The organism is Microbacterium oryzae (assembly GCF_009735645.1).
Classification (GTDB): domain Bacteria; phylum Actinomycetota; class Actinomycetes; order Actinomycetales; family Microbacteriaceae; genus Microbacterium; species Microbacterium oryzae.
On sequence record NZ_CP032550.1, the window covers coordinates 1 to 15,558 of the forward strand.

16 protein-coding genes, 1 tRNA gene and 1 pseudogene are annotated in these 15,558 nt (G+C 70.3%); 9 read left to right on the forward strand and 9 right to left on the reverse strand.

Annotated elements, in window-relative coordinates:
* A pseudogene (locus tag D7D94_RS00005) lies at positions 1-465 on the forward strand (isochorismatase family protein); the annotation flags it as partial.
* A gap of 1 nt (position 466) precedes the next feature.
* On the opposite strand, the gene D7D94_RS00010 reads toward D7D94_RS00005, so the two are convergent.
* On the reverse strand, positions 467-1,081 hold the full coding sequence (locus D7D94_RS00010; protein ID WP_156240643.1) for a GyrI-like domain-containing protein: 615 nt from the start codon (positions 1,079-1,081) through the stop codon (positions 467-469).
* Positions 1,082-1,133: 52 nt separating this feature from the next.
* The gene (locus D7D94_RS00015) at positions 1,134-1,940 is read right to left on the reverse strand and encodes a fructosamine kinase family protein (RefSeq protein ID WP_246171815.1); all 807 of its coding nucleotides are present in this window, start codon (positions 1,938-1,940) and stop codon (positions 1,134-1,136) included.
* Positions 1,941-2,043: 103 nt separating this feature from the next.
* Here D7D94_RS00015 and D7D94_RS00020 point away from each other — a divergent pair, with 103 nt between their 5' ends.
* Both D7D94_RS00020 and D7D94_RS00025 read left to right on the forward strand, forming a co-directional pair.
* Complete coding sequence (locus tag D7D94_RS00020) at positions 2,044-2,706, forward strand: helix-turn-helix transcriptional regulator (protein ID WP_173024207.1); 663 nt, start codon at positions 2,044-2,046, stop codon at positions 2,704-2,706.
* A 40-nt stretch (positions 2,707-2,746) separates the two neighbouring features.
* The gene (locus D7D94_RS00025; RefSeq protein ID WP_343032137.1) at positions 2,747-4,000 is read left to right on the forward strand and encodes a globin domain-containing protein; all 1,254 of its coding nucleotides are present in this window, start codon (positions 2,747-2,749) and stop codon (positions 3,998-4,000) included.
* A gap of 56 nt (positions 4,001-4,056) precedes the next feature.
* On the opposite strand, the gene D7D94_RS00030 is transcribed toward D7D94_RS00025, so the two are convergent.
* Positions 4,057-4,129: transfer RNA gene (locus tag D7D94_RS00030), tRNA-Lys, on the reverse strand.
* A gap of 38 nt (positions 4,130-4,167) precedes the next feature.
* Here D7D94_RS00030 and D7D94_RS00035 point away from each other — a divergent pair.
* A complete protein-coding gene (locus D7D94_RS00035; RefSeq protein WP_156240646.1) occupies positions 4,168-4,557 on the forward strand; it encodes a hypothetical protein in 390 nt (129 codons plus the stop codon).
* Positions 4,558-4,644: 87 nt separating this feature from the next.
* The gene (locus D7D94_RS00040) at positions 4,645-5,274 is read left to right on the forward strand and encodes a DNA-directed RNA polymerase subunit beta (protein ID WP_156240647.1); all 630 of its coding nucleotides are present in this window, start codon (positions 4,645-4,647) and stop codon (positions 5,272-5,274) included.
* A gap of 242 nt (positions 5,275-5,516) precedes the next feature.
* Here the strand turns inward: D7D94_RS00040 and pstB are convergent, their stop codons facing one another.
* The 6 genes from pstB to D7D94_RS00070 all read right to left on the reverse strand — a co-directional run bounded on the left by pstB (position 5,517) and on the right by D7D94_RS00070 (position 11,844).
* The gene (gene pstB, locus D7D94_RS00045) at positions 5,517-6,296 is read right to left on the reverse strand and encodes a phosphate ABC transporter ATP-binding protein PstB (RefSeq protein WP_156240648.1); all 780 of its coding nucleotides are present in this window, start codon (positions 6,294-6,296) and stop codon (positions 5,517-5,519) included.
* Positions 6,297-6,337: 41 nt separating this feature from the next.
* Positions 6,338-7,420, reverse strand: a complete 1,083-nt coding sequence (gene pstA / locus D7D94_RS00050) for a phosphate ABC transporter permease PstA (protein ID WP_156240649.1) — start codon at positions 7,418-7,420, stop codon at positions 6,338-6,340.
* Position 7,421: 1 nt separating this feature from the next.
* On the reverse strand, positions 7,422-8,414 hold the full coding sequence (gene pstC / locus D7D94_RS00055) for a phosphate ABC transporter permease subunit PstC (RefSeq protein ID WP_156240650.1): 993 nt from the start codon (positions 8,412-8,414) through the stop codon (positions 7,422-7,424).
* Between the two features lie 138 nt (positions 8,415-8,552).
* A complete protein-coding gene (locus D7D94_RS00060; protein WP_156240651.1) occupies positions 8,553-9,659 on the reverse strand; it encodes a phosphate ABC transporter substrate-binding protein PstS in 1,107 nt (368 codons plus the stop codon).
* Between the two features lie 133 nt (positions 9,660-9,792).
* Positions 9,793-10,635 (reverse strand): exodeoxyribonuclease III, encoded by an 843-nt coding sequence (locus D7D94_RS00065; RefSeq protein ID WP_156240652.1) that lies wholly within the window; start codon positions 10,633-10,635, stop codon positions 9,793-9,795.
* A gap of 93 nt (positions 10,636-10,728) precedes the next feature.
* Positions 10,729-11,844, reverse strand: a complete 1,116-nt coding sequence (locus D7D94_RS00070) for a mannose-1-phosphate guanylyltransferase (protein WP_156240653.1) — start codon at positions 11,842-11,844, stop codon at positions 10,729-10,731.
* A 187-nt stretch (positions 11,845-12,031) separates the two neighbouring features.
* Between D7D94_RS00070 and sdhC the strand changes: the two genes are divergently transcribed.
* The 4 genes from sdhC to D7D94_RS00090 are packed head-to-tail and all read left to right on the forward strand — an operon-like array spanning position 12,032 to position 15,532.
* Positions 12,032-12,457: a succinate dehydrogenase, cytochrome b556 subunit gene (gene sdhC / locus D7D94_RS00075; protein ID WP_156240654.1), complete on the forward strand. Its 426-nt coding sequence runs from the start codon at positions 12,032-12,034 to the stop codon at positions 12,455-12,457.
* Positions 12,457-12,930: a succinate dehydrogenase hydrophobic membrane anchor subunit gene (locus D7D94_RS00080; RefSeq protein WP_156240655.1), complete on the forward strand. Its 474-nt coding sequence runs from the start codon at positions 12,457-12,459 to the stop codon at positions 12,928-12,930. The genes sdhC and D7D94_RS00080 overlap by 1 nt, the downstream gene beginning before the upstream one ends.
* A 20-nt stretch (positions 12,931-12,950) precedes the next feature.
* Complete coding sequence (gene sdhA, locus D7D94_RS00085; RefSeq protein ID WP_156240656.1) at positions 12,951-14,777, forward strand: succinate dehydrogenase flavoprotein subunit; 1,827 nt, start codon at positions 12,951-12,953, stop codon at positions 14,775-14,777.
* A complete protein-coding gene (locus D7D94_RS00090) occupies positions 14,777-15,532 on the forward strand; it encodes a succinate dehydrogenase iron-sulfur subunit (protein ID WP_156240657.1) in 756 nt (251 codons plus the stop codon). Before sdhA ends, D7D94_RS00090 begins: the two co-directional genes overlap by 1 nt.
* Positions 15,533-15,558: the final 26 nt, after the last annotated feature.

Sequence of the window (15,558 nt, forward strand, 5' to 3'; positions counted from 1 at the left end):
CCTCGCCGCGCATGCGGCGGACTACACCGCGATCATCGCCTCGAGGGACTGGCACGACGCCACGGCGACAACGGCGGCCACTTCGCCCGCGGTGTCCCGGACTTCGTCGACACCTGGCCTGTGCACTGCGTGGCCGATACCACGGGGGCCGAGTACGATCCCGGGCTCGACACCGCGGCGATCACGCACCACGTGAAGAAGGGGCAGGGGCGAGCGGCGTACTCCATGTTCGAGGGCACGACGGATGGCGGCGGCACCGTCATGGACCTGCTCGCCGACCACGGGATCGAGTCGGTCGACATCGTCGGGATCGCGACCGATCACTGCGTGCGCGCCACCGCCCTCGATGCGCTCCGGTACGGGCAGCACGTGCGCGTGCTCTCCGACCTGGTCGCGGGGGTCGCCCCCGAGCCGTCCGAGGACTCCCTCGCCGAACTCGTCCGCGCGGGCGCGGAGGTCGTCTGAGTCATCCGGTCACCGGCTGACGCAGGATGGTCCGCCGGCGCTCCGCGGGGACGCGGCGGAAGTCGCTGAGGTAGATCTCGTGATGCACCCCGGTCATGCGCAGCCCCTGCTCGCGGATCGCCTCGCGGTGCATCCGCTCGAGGACCGGCCCCTCGTCGTCGAACGACCCCACGTGCAGCGTCTGCACGCAGCGGCCCTCCGCCAGCGAGATCCACCGCAGGGCATCGATCCGGGGCGGGCGCTTCGCCGCGGCCCGCGCGATCGCGCGCTCGACGGCATCCGCGTCCACGGGGTACGGCGTGTGGATGAGCAGCGTCCACTCCCACGCCGCCTTGTCCCGCGCCGTGGTGAAGACCGCGGGATCCTCGGCGTGCCAGAGCCCCTCGAGCGGCGGCACGACGATGTCGAGGCCGGTCTCGTCGCGCAGGGCGAACTTGAGCGCGTACGCGACGGGGTACAGCGTCTCGACTGCCGCCGTGAACGCCGGCGACGTGTTCGGATCGCCCCTGCCGTCGACGGCGAGGTACGCCATCTCGGGGACTGTCACGGTGCGGAAGATGCCCTGCCGAGCGCGGTACCCGTCGAACTCCCGACGCACGTCGAGCTTCTCGGCCATGCCGCCAGGGTAGAGGAGATCGGTCCTCGCTGGCGCCGCTGCCGCTCCGGCGTCAGAGGTACCTTCCGGCGAGCCGCAGCGCCGAGCGCGTGTAGCCGCCGCGGAAGAGGTGAGCATGCATGATGACGATCCCCAGCTGATGCAGCTCCACGCGCTCGCGCCATCCGGAGGCGAGGGGAGACGCCTCGTCGTAGCCGGCGCAGACCTCCGCCAGGTGCGGGAACCCGAACACCGCGAGCGTCGCGAGGTCGGTCTCGGCATGACCGCCGTGCGCGAGCGGGTCGATGAGGGCGGCTCCGGTCGGGCCCGCGTCGTACAGCACGTTGCCCGCCCACATGTCGCCGTGCACCCGTGCGACCGGATGGCCGGCTGCCGAGACGAGGGCCGGCTGCGGATGGTCGAGGGCGCCGTCTCGCAGGCGCTCGCAGAGCCGGTCGAAGACGCGCGCGTCGTCGGCGTCGATGACACCGTCCGCGCGCAGCCGGCGGGCGAACACCTCGACGCGATGCTCGGCGTAGAACGCCCCCCACGTCGAGGGAGCGGCGCTGCGGTCGAGGACGAGTGGCGTCCGCGAGCGTCCCATGGTGAGCGACCCTGGCCATCCGTCGGGCGGACAGCCCCACCAGTCGGCACCGGCGGCATGCGTGCGGGCGAGGGCCGCGCCGAAAGCGCGCGCCGCCGCGGCCGACGGCGCGACCTCGTCGATCGATTCCAGCACGAGCCGGTCGTCGTCGACGTCCACGACGTGTGCGATGCGCGCGCCGCCGTCGGCCGCCGCCAGCCACCGCAGCCCCGCGGCCTCGCCCCGGGGATCGTCGCCGGCGCGCCGCGGCTTGGTGAAGAGGCGATCGGCGGTCACGGCGCTCCTCTCGACGACCTGCTGCGACCCTAGCGCCTGCCGCCGCCGCCCCCTCTCCGCGAGGCCGATGACGCGCGCGGGCGCCGCCGATAGAATCCGCGTCATGGTCCGGCGTGCGCACGAGTACCGCGGTCTCACGCAGATGAGCCGACTGCGCCTCCTGCGCGCCGTGCAGCGGCAGCCGGGACGACTGGTGCAGGAGCTCGCCGAGGACACCGGCCTCCACGTCAACACCGTGCGCGACCATCTGCGCGTCCTCGAGGACGAGGGGCTCGTCGTCGCCCGCACCGTCCGCACCGGCGGAAGGGGCCGCCCGCCGGTGGTCTTCCACCCCGTCCGGGAGGCCGACGCGAGCCCGGCCGTCGAGGAGCGTCTCGAGCAGGCGCGCGAGCGCGGAAATCTGCTCCGTCGTCTCCAGCCGGAGCTCGACGTCACCGAGGACCTCGGCGAGGACGCAGTGCACCAGCTGGACGCGCTGTACGAGCACCTGGAGGATGCCGGCCTCCAGCCGCGCATCGATGAGCCGTCGCTCACGGTGGGCCTCGTGCCGTGCGCCTACCACGCCGCGGTCGCCGAGAACCAGTCGCTCGTGTGCTCGGTCCACGCCCGGCTCGTCCAGGACGTGCTGACGCAGGTGCCGGGGCCCGTGCGATTGCGGCGCGTCGACCCGTTCGTCACGCCCCACAGCTGCATGATCGCGCTCAGCATCTCCGGCAGGTCGCGCGAGACCGGCGGCGATCCGGACGCGGCGTCCTCCGCGGAATAAACACGGCCATCCCGCCCGCGGCGCGCGGCACGCGCGCGGCATGATCGTCGCGAAGGACTTCCGAGCCGCGAAGGGGATCATCATGGAGCTGTCCGCAGAGTCGAAGGCCGTCGTCGCCGCCACCGCCGGCGTCGTCGCCGAGCACGCCGAGGAGATCACCCGCGTCTTCTACCCGACGATGTTCGCCGACCACCCCGAGTTGCTGAACGTCTTCAACCGCGCGAACCAGGCGATCGGGGAGCAGCCGAAGGCGCTCGCCGCGTCGGTCGTCGCGTTCGCCGTGCAGCTCATCGACCCCGACGCCCCGGACTTCACTCCCGTGATGCAGCGGATCGCGCACAAGCACGTGTCCCTGGGCATCCGCGCCGCGGACTACCTCGTCGTGGGCCGCTACCTGCTGGGAGCGGTGAAGACGGTGCTCGGCGACGCGATCACGCCCGACGTCGCGGCCGCCTGGGACGAGGTGTACTGGCTCTTCGCCACGACGCTGATCGCCGAGGAGGCCCGCCTGTACGCGCTGGGTGGCACGAACCCCGACGAGCCGTGGCGGAAGTACCGGGTCGTCGAGCGGTTCGACGAGTCGGAGGAGGTCGTCTCGCTCCTCCTCGCGCCCGTCGAGGGCATCGTGCCCTCGCACCACACGGGTCAGTACGTCGCGATCGCCGTCGACCTGCCGGATGGCACGCGTCAGCCGCGGCAGTACACGATCTCCTCCGGCCCCCGCGGCGACTCGCTGCGCGTGACGATCAAGCGCGTGCGCGGCCTCGACGGGCTGCCCGACGGCCAGGTGTCGACGTGGCTGCATGAGAACGCGCACCCCGGCACCGTGCTGGATGTGTCGCAGCCAGCGGGCGACGTTGTGCTCGACGAGTCCGACGCTCCGCTCGTGCTCGTCTCGGCGGGCATCGGCATCACGCCCATCGCGGCCATCCTCGAGGACCTCTCGCGTCGCCAGCCGGACCGCACGGTGCGGCTCTTCCACGCGGACAGGTCGCACGGCACGCACGCGCTGTACGAGGGCCTGCGCCGTCAGGTGCTCGCGATGAGCGACGCCCGGGCGCAGAACTGGTACGAGGAGGGTGCGGAGGCCGCTCCGACGCTCCACCCCGCCCGCAGCGGCTTCATGGACCTGTCCGACATCGAGGTGCCCGAGGAGAGCCAGGTCTTCATGTGCGGACCGCTGCCGTTCATGCAGGCGATGCGTCGCACGCTGCTGCGGAAGGGCATCCCGGCCGAGAGCATCCACTACGAGGTGTTCGGCCCCGACCTCTGGGCGCAGAACCCCGCGGACTGAGGGACGACAGGAGCCTCTGCCGGACGGCGTCCGGCAGAGGCTCCTGTCGTGCGGGGTGGGCCCAGAGGGGCTCGAACCCTCGACCTACGGATTAAAAGTCCGCTGCTCTACCGACTGAGCTATAGGCCCACGACCACTTTACGCGGCCGGGGTGGTAGCTTCGGCGCATGCTGGGCAGACGCACCTTCAGCGACGAGGAGCAGGCCCGCGCGCGGGAGTGGTTCGAGGAGACGCTGCGCGCGGCCCGCGACGTGCACACGATCGGGGAGCGGAGGGCGTCCGAGGGGATCCTGCTGGCGCTCGACCGCTGGTTCATCCATCGGGTGCGCAGCGTCGCGGGGGAGGACACCAACCCGCTCACGGAGCTCGTGCTCGTGGTCGAGGCGATCCTCGCCGACGGCGTCCTCCGCGAGCAGCCGCCGATCATGTACGACCGGGCGCGCTCCGTGCTGGCGAACCCGGTCGGACAGCATCTGACTCTCACGTTCGACGACGTGGAGCGGCTGGGCGGCGCGTTCCTCGACGCCATCGCCGAGCGCTACTCCGAGCCGCGCTGACGCATCCGATCCGCCCCGCCATCCTATCGGCCGAGGGTGTGCACGGCCCCGGAGACGACGGGACCGGTGCGGCGTAGCCTGTTCCGGATGAGTGCGGAGTTCAGCAAGCCGGTGCGCCGGCCCTCGGAGATGTTCGACCGGCTGTTCGCGGGCAGCGACCCGGCCGAGATCTCGCGCGCCGCGCACGCCACCGCGGTCGCGCTCCTGTCGCGCGTGCGCGACGAGGCCGACGCCGACGTCGTGCAGCGGCTCATCTCCTTCACCGCCCGCCACGGCATCGACGACATCGCCGAGCTGTGGTCGCAGTCGCCGGCGCGCTCGCTGCCCGGGTCGCTGTGGCGTCTCTACCTCGTGCAGCTGTCGATCCACGACGACCCCGAGACCTCGTCGCTCCTCTACGAGCGGGGCCGAATCGAGCTGCCCTCCGCGGACGTCGTCGTCGCCGGCGCCCCGACTCCCGCGGGCCCGCAGGAGCTCATGGTCCTCATCGACACCATCCTGCACGGCGCGTTCACGGGCGACTACGCCGTCGCGCTCGACCGCACGGCGTCGTTCTGCCGTGTCGTCGCATCGGGCGCCACGCACCTGGCCGACGACTACGAGGCGACCGAGCCGCACCGGTCGTCGACGCTGACGACGCGGGCGCTGCGCCTGTCGGCGTTCGCGGCCGATCTGACGGCGGCCGCTCGCCTCTGGCGGCGCGACGCGCTCGAGTGAGGCGGGGCGCTCGTACGACGCGATGTCGCATCCGAGCGCGGACATGAAAAAGGCCGAGCCGCAGAAAACGCCTCTCGGCGAAAGGCCGCTCGCAGCGGCAGAATTTGGAGCCCGGGGTTACTGCGGCCCGGCTTGTCCAGTCTAACAAACGCGATCCGGCCGAGGGCCGGCGTGGCGGATCCGGAACGGAAGGACCGGATGGCCGGGGCGTCCTCGCGGAGCCGGCCCCGGCCATCCGCGGTTCAGCCGAAGCGGCCGGAGACGTAGTCCTCGGTGGCCTGCACGGAGGGCGTCGTGAAGATCCGCGTGGTGTCGTCGTACTCGATGAGCTTGCCGGGCTTGCCGGTGCCGGCGATGTTGAAGAAGGCCGTCTTGTCGCTCACGCGCGATGCCTGCTGCATGTTGTGCGTGACGATGACGACGGTGTAGTCGTTCTTCAGCTCGCTGATGAGCTCCTCGATCGCGAAGGTGGAGATCGGGTCGAGGGCGGAGCAGGGCTCGTCCATGAGGATGATGTCGGGCGACACCGCGATCGCGCGCGCGATGCAGAGGCGCTGCTGCTGCCCGCCGGAGAGCCCGGAGCCGGGCTTGTCGAGCCGGTCCTTCACCTCGTTCCAGAGATTGGCGCCGGTCAGCGACTTCTCGACGAGCGCGTCGGCGTCGCCCTTCGAGATGCGCTTGTTGTTGAGCTTCACGCCCGCCAGCACGTTCTCGCGGATGGACATCGTGGGGAACGGGTTCGGCCGCTGGAACACCATGCCGACCTGGCGGCGCACGAGCACCGGGTCGACGCCGGGGCCGTAGAGGTCCTGCCCGTCGACGAGCACCTGGCCCTTCACGGAGGCGCCCGGGATGACCTCGTGCATGCGGTTCAGGGTGCGCAGGAACGTGGACTTGCCGCAGCCCGACGGGCCGATGAAGGCGGTGACGGTGCGGGGCTGGATGTCGATGGACACGCCCTCGACGGCGAGGAAGTCGCCGTAGTAGACGTTGAGGTCGTTGACTTCGATGCTCTTGGACACGGGGGTTCCTTCGGGATGGTCGGAGAGAGTCTGCGGGGTGCTCAGCGGCCGGCGGTCTTCGGCGCGAAGAGCCGCGCGATGAGGCGGGCGACGAGGTTGAGCACCATGACGATGGCGATGAGGGTGAGCGCGGCGGCCCATGCGCGCGCCACGGCCGCATCGGGGTTCGTGCCCTGGTTCATGTACTGGTTGTACGCGAACACCGGCAGGGTCATCATCTGCCCGTCGAACAGGTTGGTGTTGAGGCTGAGGGTGTAGCCCGCGGTGAGGAGCAGGGGCGCGGTCTCGCCGATGACGCGTGCGATGGCGAGCATGACCGTCGTCGTGATGCCGGCGATCGAGGTCGGCAGGACCACCTTCACGATCGTCAGCCACTTCGGCACGCCGAGCGCGTAGGCGGCTTCGCGCAGCTCGTTCGGCACGATCCGCAGCAGCTCCTCGCTGCCGCGGACGACCACGGGGATCATGAGCACGGCGAGGGCCAGGGCGCCCATGAAGCCCATGGAGATGCCGGGGCGGACGAACAGGGCGAAGACCGAGTAGATGAACAGGCCCGCGACGATCGAGGGGATGCCCGTCATCACGTCGACGAAGAAGGTGATCGCGCGCGCGACGCGGCCGCGGCCGTACTCGACGAGGTAGATCGACGTCATGAGGCCCACCGGCACCGCGATGAGGGCGGCCAGCAGCGTGATGAGGACCGTGCCCCAGATGGCGTGGACGATGCCGCCGCCCTCGCCGACGATGTTGCGCATCGAGAACGTGAAGAACTCCGCGTCGAAGCGCTGGATGCCGTTGACGACGACCGTCCACAGCAGCGAGACGAGCGGGAGGAGGGCGATCACGAAGGCGGTCGAGACGAGCGCGGTCATGATGCGGTCCATCGCCTTGCGGCTGCTCTCGGCGATCGATGAGACGACGGCGATGAGGACGATGTAGAGGATCATCCCGACGATCAGCGTGCCGGCGATGTTGAAGTCCGCGAGGTCGCCTCCGGCGGCGGCGACGCCGAAGACCACGGCGGCGGCGGCGAAGGAGCCCAGCAGGAGCGCCCAGGGCGCCCACTTCGGCAGGCGGCCGGACGTCAGGCGCATGCTCTGCGCGGAGGCGGCGATGGCGGCCATGTCAGTTCGCTCCGGAGAACTCGGCGCGGCGCGCGACGATCCAGCGCGCGAACGCATTGACCGCGAAGGTCACGATGAAGAGGATGAGGCCGGTCGCGATGAGGGTGTTGATGCCCTCGTCGTGCGCCTCCGGGAACGCCAGCGCGATGTTGGCGGGGATCGGCGTCGGGTTCGTCGACGTGAGGAGCTCGACGGTCACCGCGCCGGAGACCGAGAGCACCATGGTCACGGCCATCGTCTCGCCGAGCGCGCGGCCGAGGGCGAGCATCGCCGCCGACACCATGCCGCCGCGCGCGAACGGCAGCACGGCCATCCGGATCATCTCCCAGCGCGTGGCGCCGAGCGCGAGCGCGGCCTCCTCGTGCAGCTTGGGGGTCTGCAGGAAGACCTCGCGGCAGATGGCGGTCATGATCGGGATGATCATCACCGCGAGGACCAGCGAGGCGGTGAAGATCGTGCGCCCGGTCGCCGAGACCTGGCCGCTGAAGAGCGGGATCCACCCGAGGTTGTCGTTCAGCCACACGAACAGCGGCTGCAGCACGGGAGCGAGCACGAGGCCGCCCCAGAGGCCGAACACCACCGACGGCACCGCCGCGAGGAGGTCGATGACGTAGCCGAGCGTGGCGGCCAGCCGTCGCGGGGCGTAGTGCGAGATGAACAGCGCGATGCCGATCGCGATCGGGGCGGCGATGACGAGAGCGATGATCGACGACCACACCGTGCCGAAGACGAGCGGGCCGACGTAGGTCCAGAACGACTCTCCGCGGAGGATGTGGTTGTCGCTCGTGTCCGCCCGGAACGCAGGGATGCTCTGGATGACGAGGAAGACCGCGACGGCGGCGAGCACGACGAGGATGATCGTGCCGGCGCCGAGCGCGGTGCCGGAGAAGAGGCGGTCGCCGAGGCGCTGCTTCGCCTTGATCGGCGCTCCCGGGCCCGCGGGCTCCGGGGCGTCGGACGGCGCCTGCGATGCCGTCTTCTCAGTGATGCTCATGTGGTCCCAGTCCTCGGGTCGGCGAAGGGATGCGGATGGTGGGGGCGGCGGCTTCCGCGACGATGCCCTCGCGCCATCCTGACGGGGAGGATCTCCCCGGACAAGGGCGCGAGGGCACCGGCTACGGCGTCAAGCGGGTCAGCCGACCTGGATGCGGTCGACCGCGGCGAGGACCTGCTCGCGGAGACCGTCGGAGATGGGCGCGCTGCCGGCGTTCTCGGCGGCCGCGCTCTGGCCGTCCTCGCTCGCCATGTACTCGAAGTACGCCTTGACGAGCTCGGCGGTGGCGGCGTCCTCGTACTCCTCGCACCCGATGAGGTAGCTCACCAGCGCGATCGGGTAGGCGCCGTCGGTCGCCGCGGCGGGGTCGACGTCGAAGACGAGGTCGCCCTCGCCGCGGCCCTCGACGAGGGGCGAGTTCTCGACGAGCGCGGACGCCGCCTCTGCGGAGTACGCGATGTACTCGCCGTCGACGCCCACGTGGACCTGACCGAGGTCGCCGATCTGCGACGCGTCGGCGTAGCCGATGGCGCCGTTGCCGGAGGTGATGGCCTGGACGACGCCGGAGGTGCCCTGCGCCGCCTCGCCGCCGTCGATCGGCCACTCGCCGGAGACCTCGTACGTCCACACGTCGGAGGCGGTGGCGGCGAGGTAGGTGGCGAAGGTCTCGGTGGTGCCCGAGTCGTCGGAGCGGTGGACGGGCGAGATCGCCAGGTCGGGCAGCTCGGCGTCGGGGTTCGCCTCCGCGATGGCGGGGTCGTTCCAGTTCGTGATCTCGCCGGCGAAGATGCCCGCGATCGTGGCGGCGTCGAGGTTCAGCGTGTCGACGCCCTCGAGGTTGAAGGCCACCGCGACGGGGGAGATGTAGAGGGGGACCTCGACGATGGCGTCGCTGGTGCAGGCGCCGAAGCCGCCCGCGGCGACCTCCTCGTCGTCGAACGCCCGGTCGGACCCGATGAAGTCGCTCGCTCCGGAGAGGAAGTTCTCACGGCCGGTGCCGGAGCCGGTCGGCTCGTAGTTCACCGTCACGTCGGGGTTCGCCGTCTGGAAGCCGGCGACCCAGGCCTCCTGCGCGGCGGTCTGCGACGACGCGCCGGTGGCGTCGAGCGTTCCGCTGAGCGTGCTCTCCTCGGTGCTGTCGCCGGCGGGTGCGGCCGAGCCGCCCTCGTTCGCGGCGCAGCCGGCGAGCGAGAGTGCGGCGATGGCGCTGACGGCGGCCAGGCTCGAAAGACGAGTGATCTTCACGGTGAATCCTCATTCGGTTCAGGGGAGCCCCGCCGGGTTCGCGGGGCACGTGAGGACGCTAAGAGGGCGTGGTGAAGAGACTGCGGTGCGCGGGTGAACGGCAGGTGAACGCGCGGGAGACGGATGGCGCGGGTCAGAACGCGTAGTCGACGACGACCGGAGCGTGGTCGGTCCAGCGCTCCGCGTAGGACGCCTGCCGGTCCACGCGGTAGGCGGCGACCCGCTCCGCGAGGGCGGGGGTCGCCAGCTGGTAGTCGATCCGCCAGCCCGAGTCGTTGTCGAACGCCTGGCCGCGCTGCGACCACCAGGTGTAGGGGCCGGGCACATCGCCGTGGAAGCGGCGGCCCACGTCGACCCAGCCGAGTCCGGTGCCCGTGGTCCCATCGGCGCACGCGACGCTCTCGCCGGCGGCGCCGAGCCATCGGTCGAAGTAGGCCCGCTCGCGCGGGAGGAAGCCCGCCTTCTTGAGGTTGCCCTTCCAGTTCTTGATGTCGAGCTCGCGGTGCCCCACATTGAGGTCGCCGGTGACGACCGCGAGCGCGCCGTCGGCGGCGAGCTCGGGCAGGCGCGCGTCCATGGCCTCGAGGAACGCCCACTTCTGCTCCTGCTTCGGGGTGCCGACCTCGCCCGTGAAGACGTAGGCGCTCACCGCGGTGAGGGTGCGTCCTTCCACCTCGAAGTCGGCCTCCAGCCACCGCCCGTTCGACTCGAGCGACTCGCCGCCGAGCGCGATGCGCGAGGCGGTCGGCTCCAGGCGGCTGGCGATCGCGACGCCCGCGCGCCCCTTCTGCAGGGAGCGGTCCTCGAGGATGTGCCATCCGGGGAGGGCCGCGTCGAGGTGCTCCCGCTCGCCGCGCACCTCCTGCAGCGTGAGGATGTCCACATCGGCGGTGTCCAGCCATCCGGCCATCCCCTTGCGGGCGGCTGCGCGGATCCCGTTGACGTTGACGGCGGCGACGCGGAGGGTTCGAGGCATGGTCTCGAGCCTATCGAGGGCCTCCGACAGCGCTCGCCTCCGAGGGCGGGTCGCGGGGCTGCGGCCGTTCTGCAGGACGCTGTCGCGGTCGTTCTACAGAACGCTGTCGCGGCCGCCCTCGTGCAGGCGGCCGACGACGCCCTTCACGCGCTGGGCGTGCTCGTTCGTGGTGACCAGCAGCGCGTCGTCGGTGTCGACGACGATGAGGTCGGCGACGCCGATCACCGCGATGACGCGGTTGGAGTGCGAGACGATGAGGCCGGTGGACTCGTCGACGATGACCTTGTCGTTCGGGCCGAGCACGCTCATCCGCGCGCTGTCGCCATCCGAGACGAGGTTCGAGAGGCTGGCGAAGTCGCCGACGTCGTCCCAGTCGAACTGGCCGGGCACGACGGCGAGGCGGCGCTTGGCGGCCGCGGGCTCGGCGACCGCGTAGTCGATCGCGATCTTCTTCAGGCCCGGCCACACGCGGGCCACGGTCTCGTCCTTGCGCGCCGGGTCGTCCCATGCCTCGGCGATCTCCATGAGACCCGCGTGCAGCTCGGGCTCGTTCGCGTGCAGCTCGTCGAGGAGCACATCCGCGCGCGAGATGAACATGCCGGCGTTCCAGAGGAACGAGCGGTCGGCGTAGTAGCGGCGGGCGGTCTCGAGATCGGGCTTCTCGACGAACGTGTCGACCATGGCGGCCAGCGGGGCGTCCTCGACGAACAGCTCGGCGCCGGTCTTGATGTAGCCGAAGCCGACGGCGGGCTCGGACGGCTGGATGCCGATGGTGCAGATGTAGCCCTCGCGCGCCACGGCCACGGCCTGACGCACCGTGAACTCGAACACGCGCTGGCGCTTGATGACGTGGTCGGCGGCGAAGGAGCCGATGATCACATCGGGGTTCCGACGGTGCAGGATGGCCGCGGCCAGGCCGATCGCGGCCGCCGACTCGCGGGGCTCCGCCTCGACGAAGACGTTGTGCTCCGGCATGTCGGGGAGCGTCGTCTCCACCTTGGGGCCGTGGGCGGCGCCGGTGACGACCGCGATGTGGTCGCGGTCGGCGAGGGGGAGGAGGCGATCCCACGTCTCCTGGAGGAGGGAGCGGCCCGACCCCGTCAGATCGTGCAGGAACTTCGGCGTCTGGGCCCGGGAGAGGGGCCACAGCCGCGAGCCGACGCCGCCCGCGGGGATGACGGCGAAGAAGTCCTGGATCGGTTCTGACATGTGCACCAGGCTACAAGCCCGTGCGCGCGCGCCCCGCGAGCAGGGCCCGGCGTGGGAGATCTCTCGACGTCGAGATACTTAGGCTTCCCTCATTGGCCCGGCGCGGGGCCCTGGGAGTACCCTGAAGGACGATCGACGGGGCGTCACTGTGCCCGTCTTCGCAGCCTTTGAGAGCAGGAGGACGATCTTGTCCGCTACCGCGCGACCGACGCCCCGGGTGTCGGAGACGACGTCGAGAACCCCGAGAGGCACGCTCTACCGCGGCCGCGAGGGCATGTGGTCGTGGGTGCTTCACCGCATCACCGGCATCGCCATCTTCTTCTTCCTGCTCGTGCACGTCCTCGACACGTCGCTCATCCGCGTGTCGCCCGAGGGGTACGACGCGGTGATCGGCACCTACCAGCACCCGATCATGGGCATCGGCGAGATCGCCCTCGTGGGCGCGATCGCCTTCCATGCCTTCAACGGCCTCCGGATCATCCTCGTGGACTTCTGGTCCAAGGGATCCAAGTATCAGCGCCAGCTGTTCTGGGGCGTCCTGGCCGTCTGGGTCGTCGTCATGGCCGGCTTCGTGCCGCGTCAGCTCATGAACGTGTTCGGGGGAGGACACTGATGACCGCCGCAGAACTCGCCGCTCCGCGCTCGCCGCAGCGGCCCGCTCGCCGAGGCAATCTCGAGAAGTGGGGCTGGATCTACATGCGCGTCTCGGGCGTCCTGCTCGTCGTGCTGATCTTCGGGCACCTGCTCGTCAACCTCGTGCTCCCCGAGGGCGGCGTCCACGCCCTCGACTTCGCCTTCGTCGCCGGCAAGATGGCCGACCCGTTCTGGCAGTGGTGGGACGTCCTCATGCTGTGGCTGGCGTTCATCCACGGCGCCAACGGCATGCGCGTGATCGTCAACGACTACGTGCAGGGCCGCGCGGTGCGCAAGACGCTGGTCTGGGTGATCGGCATCGTCGCCGCGCTCATGATCGTGCTCGGCACGCTCGTGGTGTTCACCTTCGACCCGTGCGCCGGCGTGTTCGGACCATTCGAGAACCCCGACAGCGCGCTGTTCGAGGTCTGCCAGGCCGCCGCGGCCAAGTGACAGGGATAGACGGAAGAGACGTGACGACACAGCACCCCGACGCCGTTCTGAAGGACGGCGTGTACTACCACGAGTTCGACATCGTCATCGTCGGCGCAGGAGGCGCCGGCATGCGCGCCGCGATCGAGGCGGGCCCCGGCGCCAAGACCGCGGTGATCACGAAGCTCTACCCCACGCGCTCCCACACGGGCGCCGCGCAGGGCGGCATGGCCGCTGCGCTGGCGAACGTGGAGGAGGACTCCTGGGAGTGGCACACCTTCGACACCGTCAAGGGCGGCGACTACCTCGTCGACCAGGACGCGGCGGAGATCCTCGCCAAGGAGGCCATCGACGCGGTCATCGACCTCGAGAACATGGGCCTCCCGTTCAACCGCACGCCCGACGGCAAGATCGACCAGCGCCGCTTCGGCGGGCACACGGCCGAGCACGGCAAGACGCCGGTCCGACGCGCCTGCTACGCCGCCGACCGCACCGGCCACATGATCCTGCAGACGCTGTTCCAGAACTGCGTCAAGCTCGGCATCAACTTCTTCAACGAGTACTACGCGCTCGACCTCATCACGGTGAAGGATGCGGACGGCTCCACGAAGATCGCGGGCGTCGTCGCCTACGAGCTCGCCACGGGAGACCTGCACGTCTTCCACTCCAAGGCCGTCATCTTCGCCACCGGCGGCTTCGGCAAGGTCTTCAAGACCACGTCGAACGCGCACACCCTCACCGGCGACGGCGTGGGCATCATCTGGCGCAAGGGCCTGCCGCTGGAGGACATCGAGTTCTTCCAGTTCCACCCGACCGGACTCGCGGGTCTCGGCATCCTCCTCACCGAGGGCGCGCGAGGCGAGGGGGCCATCCTCCGCAACGCGTCGGGCGAGCGCTTCATGGAGCGCTACGCGCCGACCATCAAGGACCTCGCTCCGCGTGACATCGTCGCGCGCTGCATGGTCAAGGAGGTCCTCGAGGGCCGCGGCGCCGGTCCGAACAAGGACTACGTCTACCTCGACTGCACACACCTGGGCGCCGAGGTGCTCGAGACGAAGCTCCCCGACATCACCGAGTTCGCGCGCACCTACCTGGGCGTGGACCCGGTCGTCGAGCCGGTGCCGGTCATGCCGACCGCGCACTACGCCATGGGCGGCATCCCGACCAACAACGCCGCCGAGGTGCTGGCCGACAACGACACCGTCGTTCCCGGCCTCTACGCCGCGGGCGAGTGCGCGTGCGTGTCGGTCCACGGCGCGAACCGCCTCGGCACGAACTCGCTCCTCGACATCAACGTCTTCGGCAAGCGCGCCGGCCGCAACGCGGTCGAGTACGTCAAGACCGGCGAGCTCGTGCCGCTGCCGGCGGACCCGGCGAAGGAGGTGCGCGAGCTCATCGAGCGCGTGCGCAGCGCCAAGGGCACCGAGCGCATCGCGGACATCCGCCGCACCCTGCAGGAGGAGATGGACGCGAACGCCCAGGTCTTCCGCACGGAGGAGACCCTGACCAACGTCATGGGCACCATCCACGACCTGCGCGAGCGCTACGCGAACATCTACGTCGACGACAAGGGCAAGCGGTTCAACACCGACCTGCTCGAGGCGGTCGAGCTCGGGTTCCTGCTCGACCTCGCCGAGATCATCGCGTACGCCGCGCGCAACCGCAAGGAGAGCCGCGGCGGTCACATGCGGGAGGACTACCCCGACCGCGACGACGAGAACTTCATGCAGCACACGATGGCGTACCTCACCGGCGACCCGCACTCGCCGATCCCCGAGGATCACATCCGGCTGGACTGGAAGCCCGTCGTGTTCACCAGGAACGAGCAGGGCGAGTTCAACTACCCGCCGATGGAGAGGAAGTACTGATGTCGACCGCCGTCGCCGAGGCTCCCGCAGCCGACGCCATCCAGTCGTACCTCGTCACGTTCATCGTGCGCCGCTTCGACCCCGAGCTCGACAGCGAGCCGCGCTGGGTCGACTACGACGTCGAGATGTACCCGACCGACCGCGTGCTCGACGCGCTGCACAAGATCAAGTGGGAGGTCGACGGCTCGCTGACCTTCCGTCGCTCGTGCGCTCACGGCATCTGCGGCTCCGACGCCATGCGCATCAACGGCCGCAACCGGCTCGCCTGCAAGACCCTGATCAAGGATCTCGACATCTCGCAGCCGATCTACGTCGAGGCCATCAAGGGCCTGCCGCTGGAGAAGGACCTCGTCGTCGACATGGACCCCTTCTTCGCGGCGTACCGCGACGTGCAGCCGTTCCTGCAGGCGAACAGCGCCCCGGTCAAGGGCAAGGAGCGCGTGCAGTCGATCGCCGACCGCGCCCGCTTCGACGACACCACCAAGTGCATCCTGTGCGCGGCGTGCACCTCGTCGTGCCCGGTGTTCTGGACCGACGGGCAGTACTTCGGCCCGGCCGCGATCGTGAACGCCCACCGCTTCATCTTCGACTCGCGCGACGACGAGGCCCAGGTGCGCCTGGACATCCTCAACGACAAGGAGGGCGTGTGGCGCTGCCGCACGACCTTCAACTGCACCGAGGCGTGCCCCCGCGGCATCGAGGTGACCAAGGCCATCGCCGAGGTCAAGCAGGCGGTGCTCAAGGGGCGTCCCTGACGCATTCTCACGACGGGGTCCGGGAC

Coding starts and splice junctions, on each gene's coding strand:
- D7D94_RS00010 (WP_156240643.1), bottom strand. CDS start 1,081: ATGGCCGAGAAGCTCGACGTGCGTCGGGAGTTCGACGGGTACCGCGCT.
- D7D94_RS00020 (WP_173024207.1), top strand. CDS start 2,044: ATGGTCCGGCGTGCGCACGAGTACCGCGGTCTCACGCAGATGAGCCGA.
- D7D94_RS00025 (WP_343032137.1), top strand. CDS start 2,747: ATGATCGTCGCGAAGGACTTCCGAGCCGCGAAGGGGATCATCATGGAG.
- D7D94_RS00035 (WP_156240646.1), top strand. CDS start 4,168: ATGCTGGGCAGACGCACCTTCAGCGACGAGGAGCAGGCCCGCGCGCGG.
- D7D94_RS00040 (WP_156240647.1), top strand. CDS start 4,645: ATGAGTGCGGAGTTCAGCAAGCCGGTGCGCCGGCCCTCGGAGATGTTC.
- pstA (WP_156240649.1), bottom strand. CDS start 7,420: ATGGCCGCCATCGCCGCCTCCGCGCAGAGCATGCGCCTGACGTCCGGC.
- pstC (WP_156240650.1), bottom strand. CDS start 8,414: ATGAGCATCACTGAGAAGACGGCATCGCAGGCGCCGTCCGACGCCCCG.
- D7D94_RS00065 (WP_156240652.1), bottom strand. CDS start 10,635: ATGCCTCGAACCCTCCGCGTCGCCGCCGTCAACGTCAACGGGATCCGC.
- D7D94_RS00070 (WP_156240653.1), bottom strand. CDS start 11,844: ATGTCAGAACCGATCCAGGACTTCTTCGCCGTCATCCCCGCGGGCGGC.
- D7D94_RS00080 (WP_156240655.1), top strand. CDS start 12,457: ATGACCGCCGCAGAACTCGCCGCTCCGCGCTCGCCGCAGCGGCCCGCT.
- D7D94_RS00090 (WP_156240657.1), top strand. CDS start 14,777: ATGTCGACCGCCGTCGCCGAGGCTCCCGCAGCCGACGCCATCCAGTCG.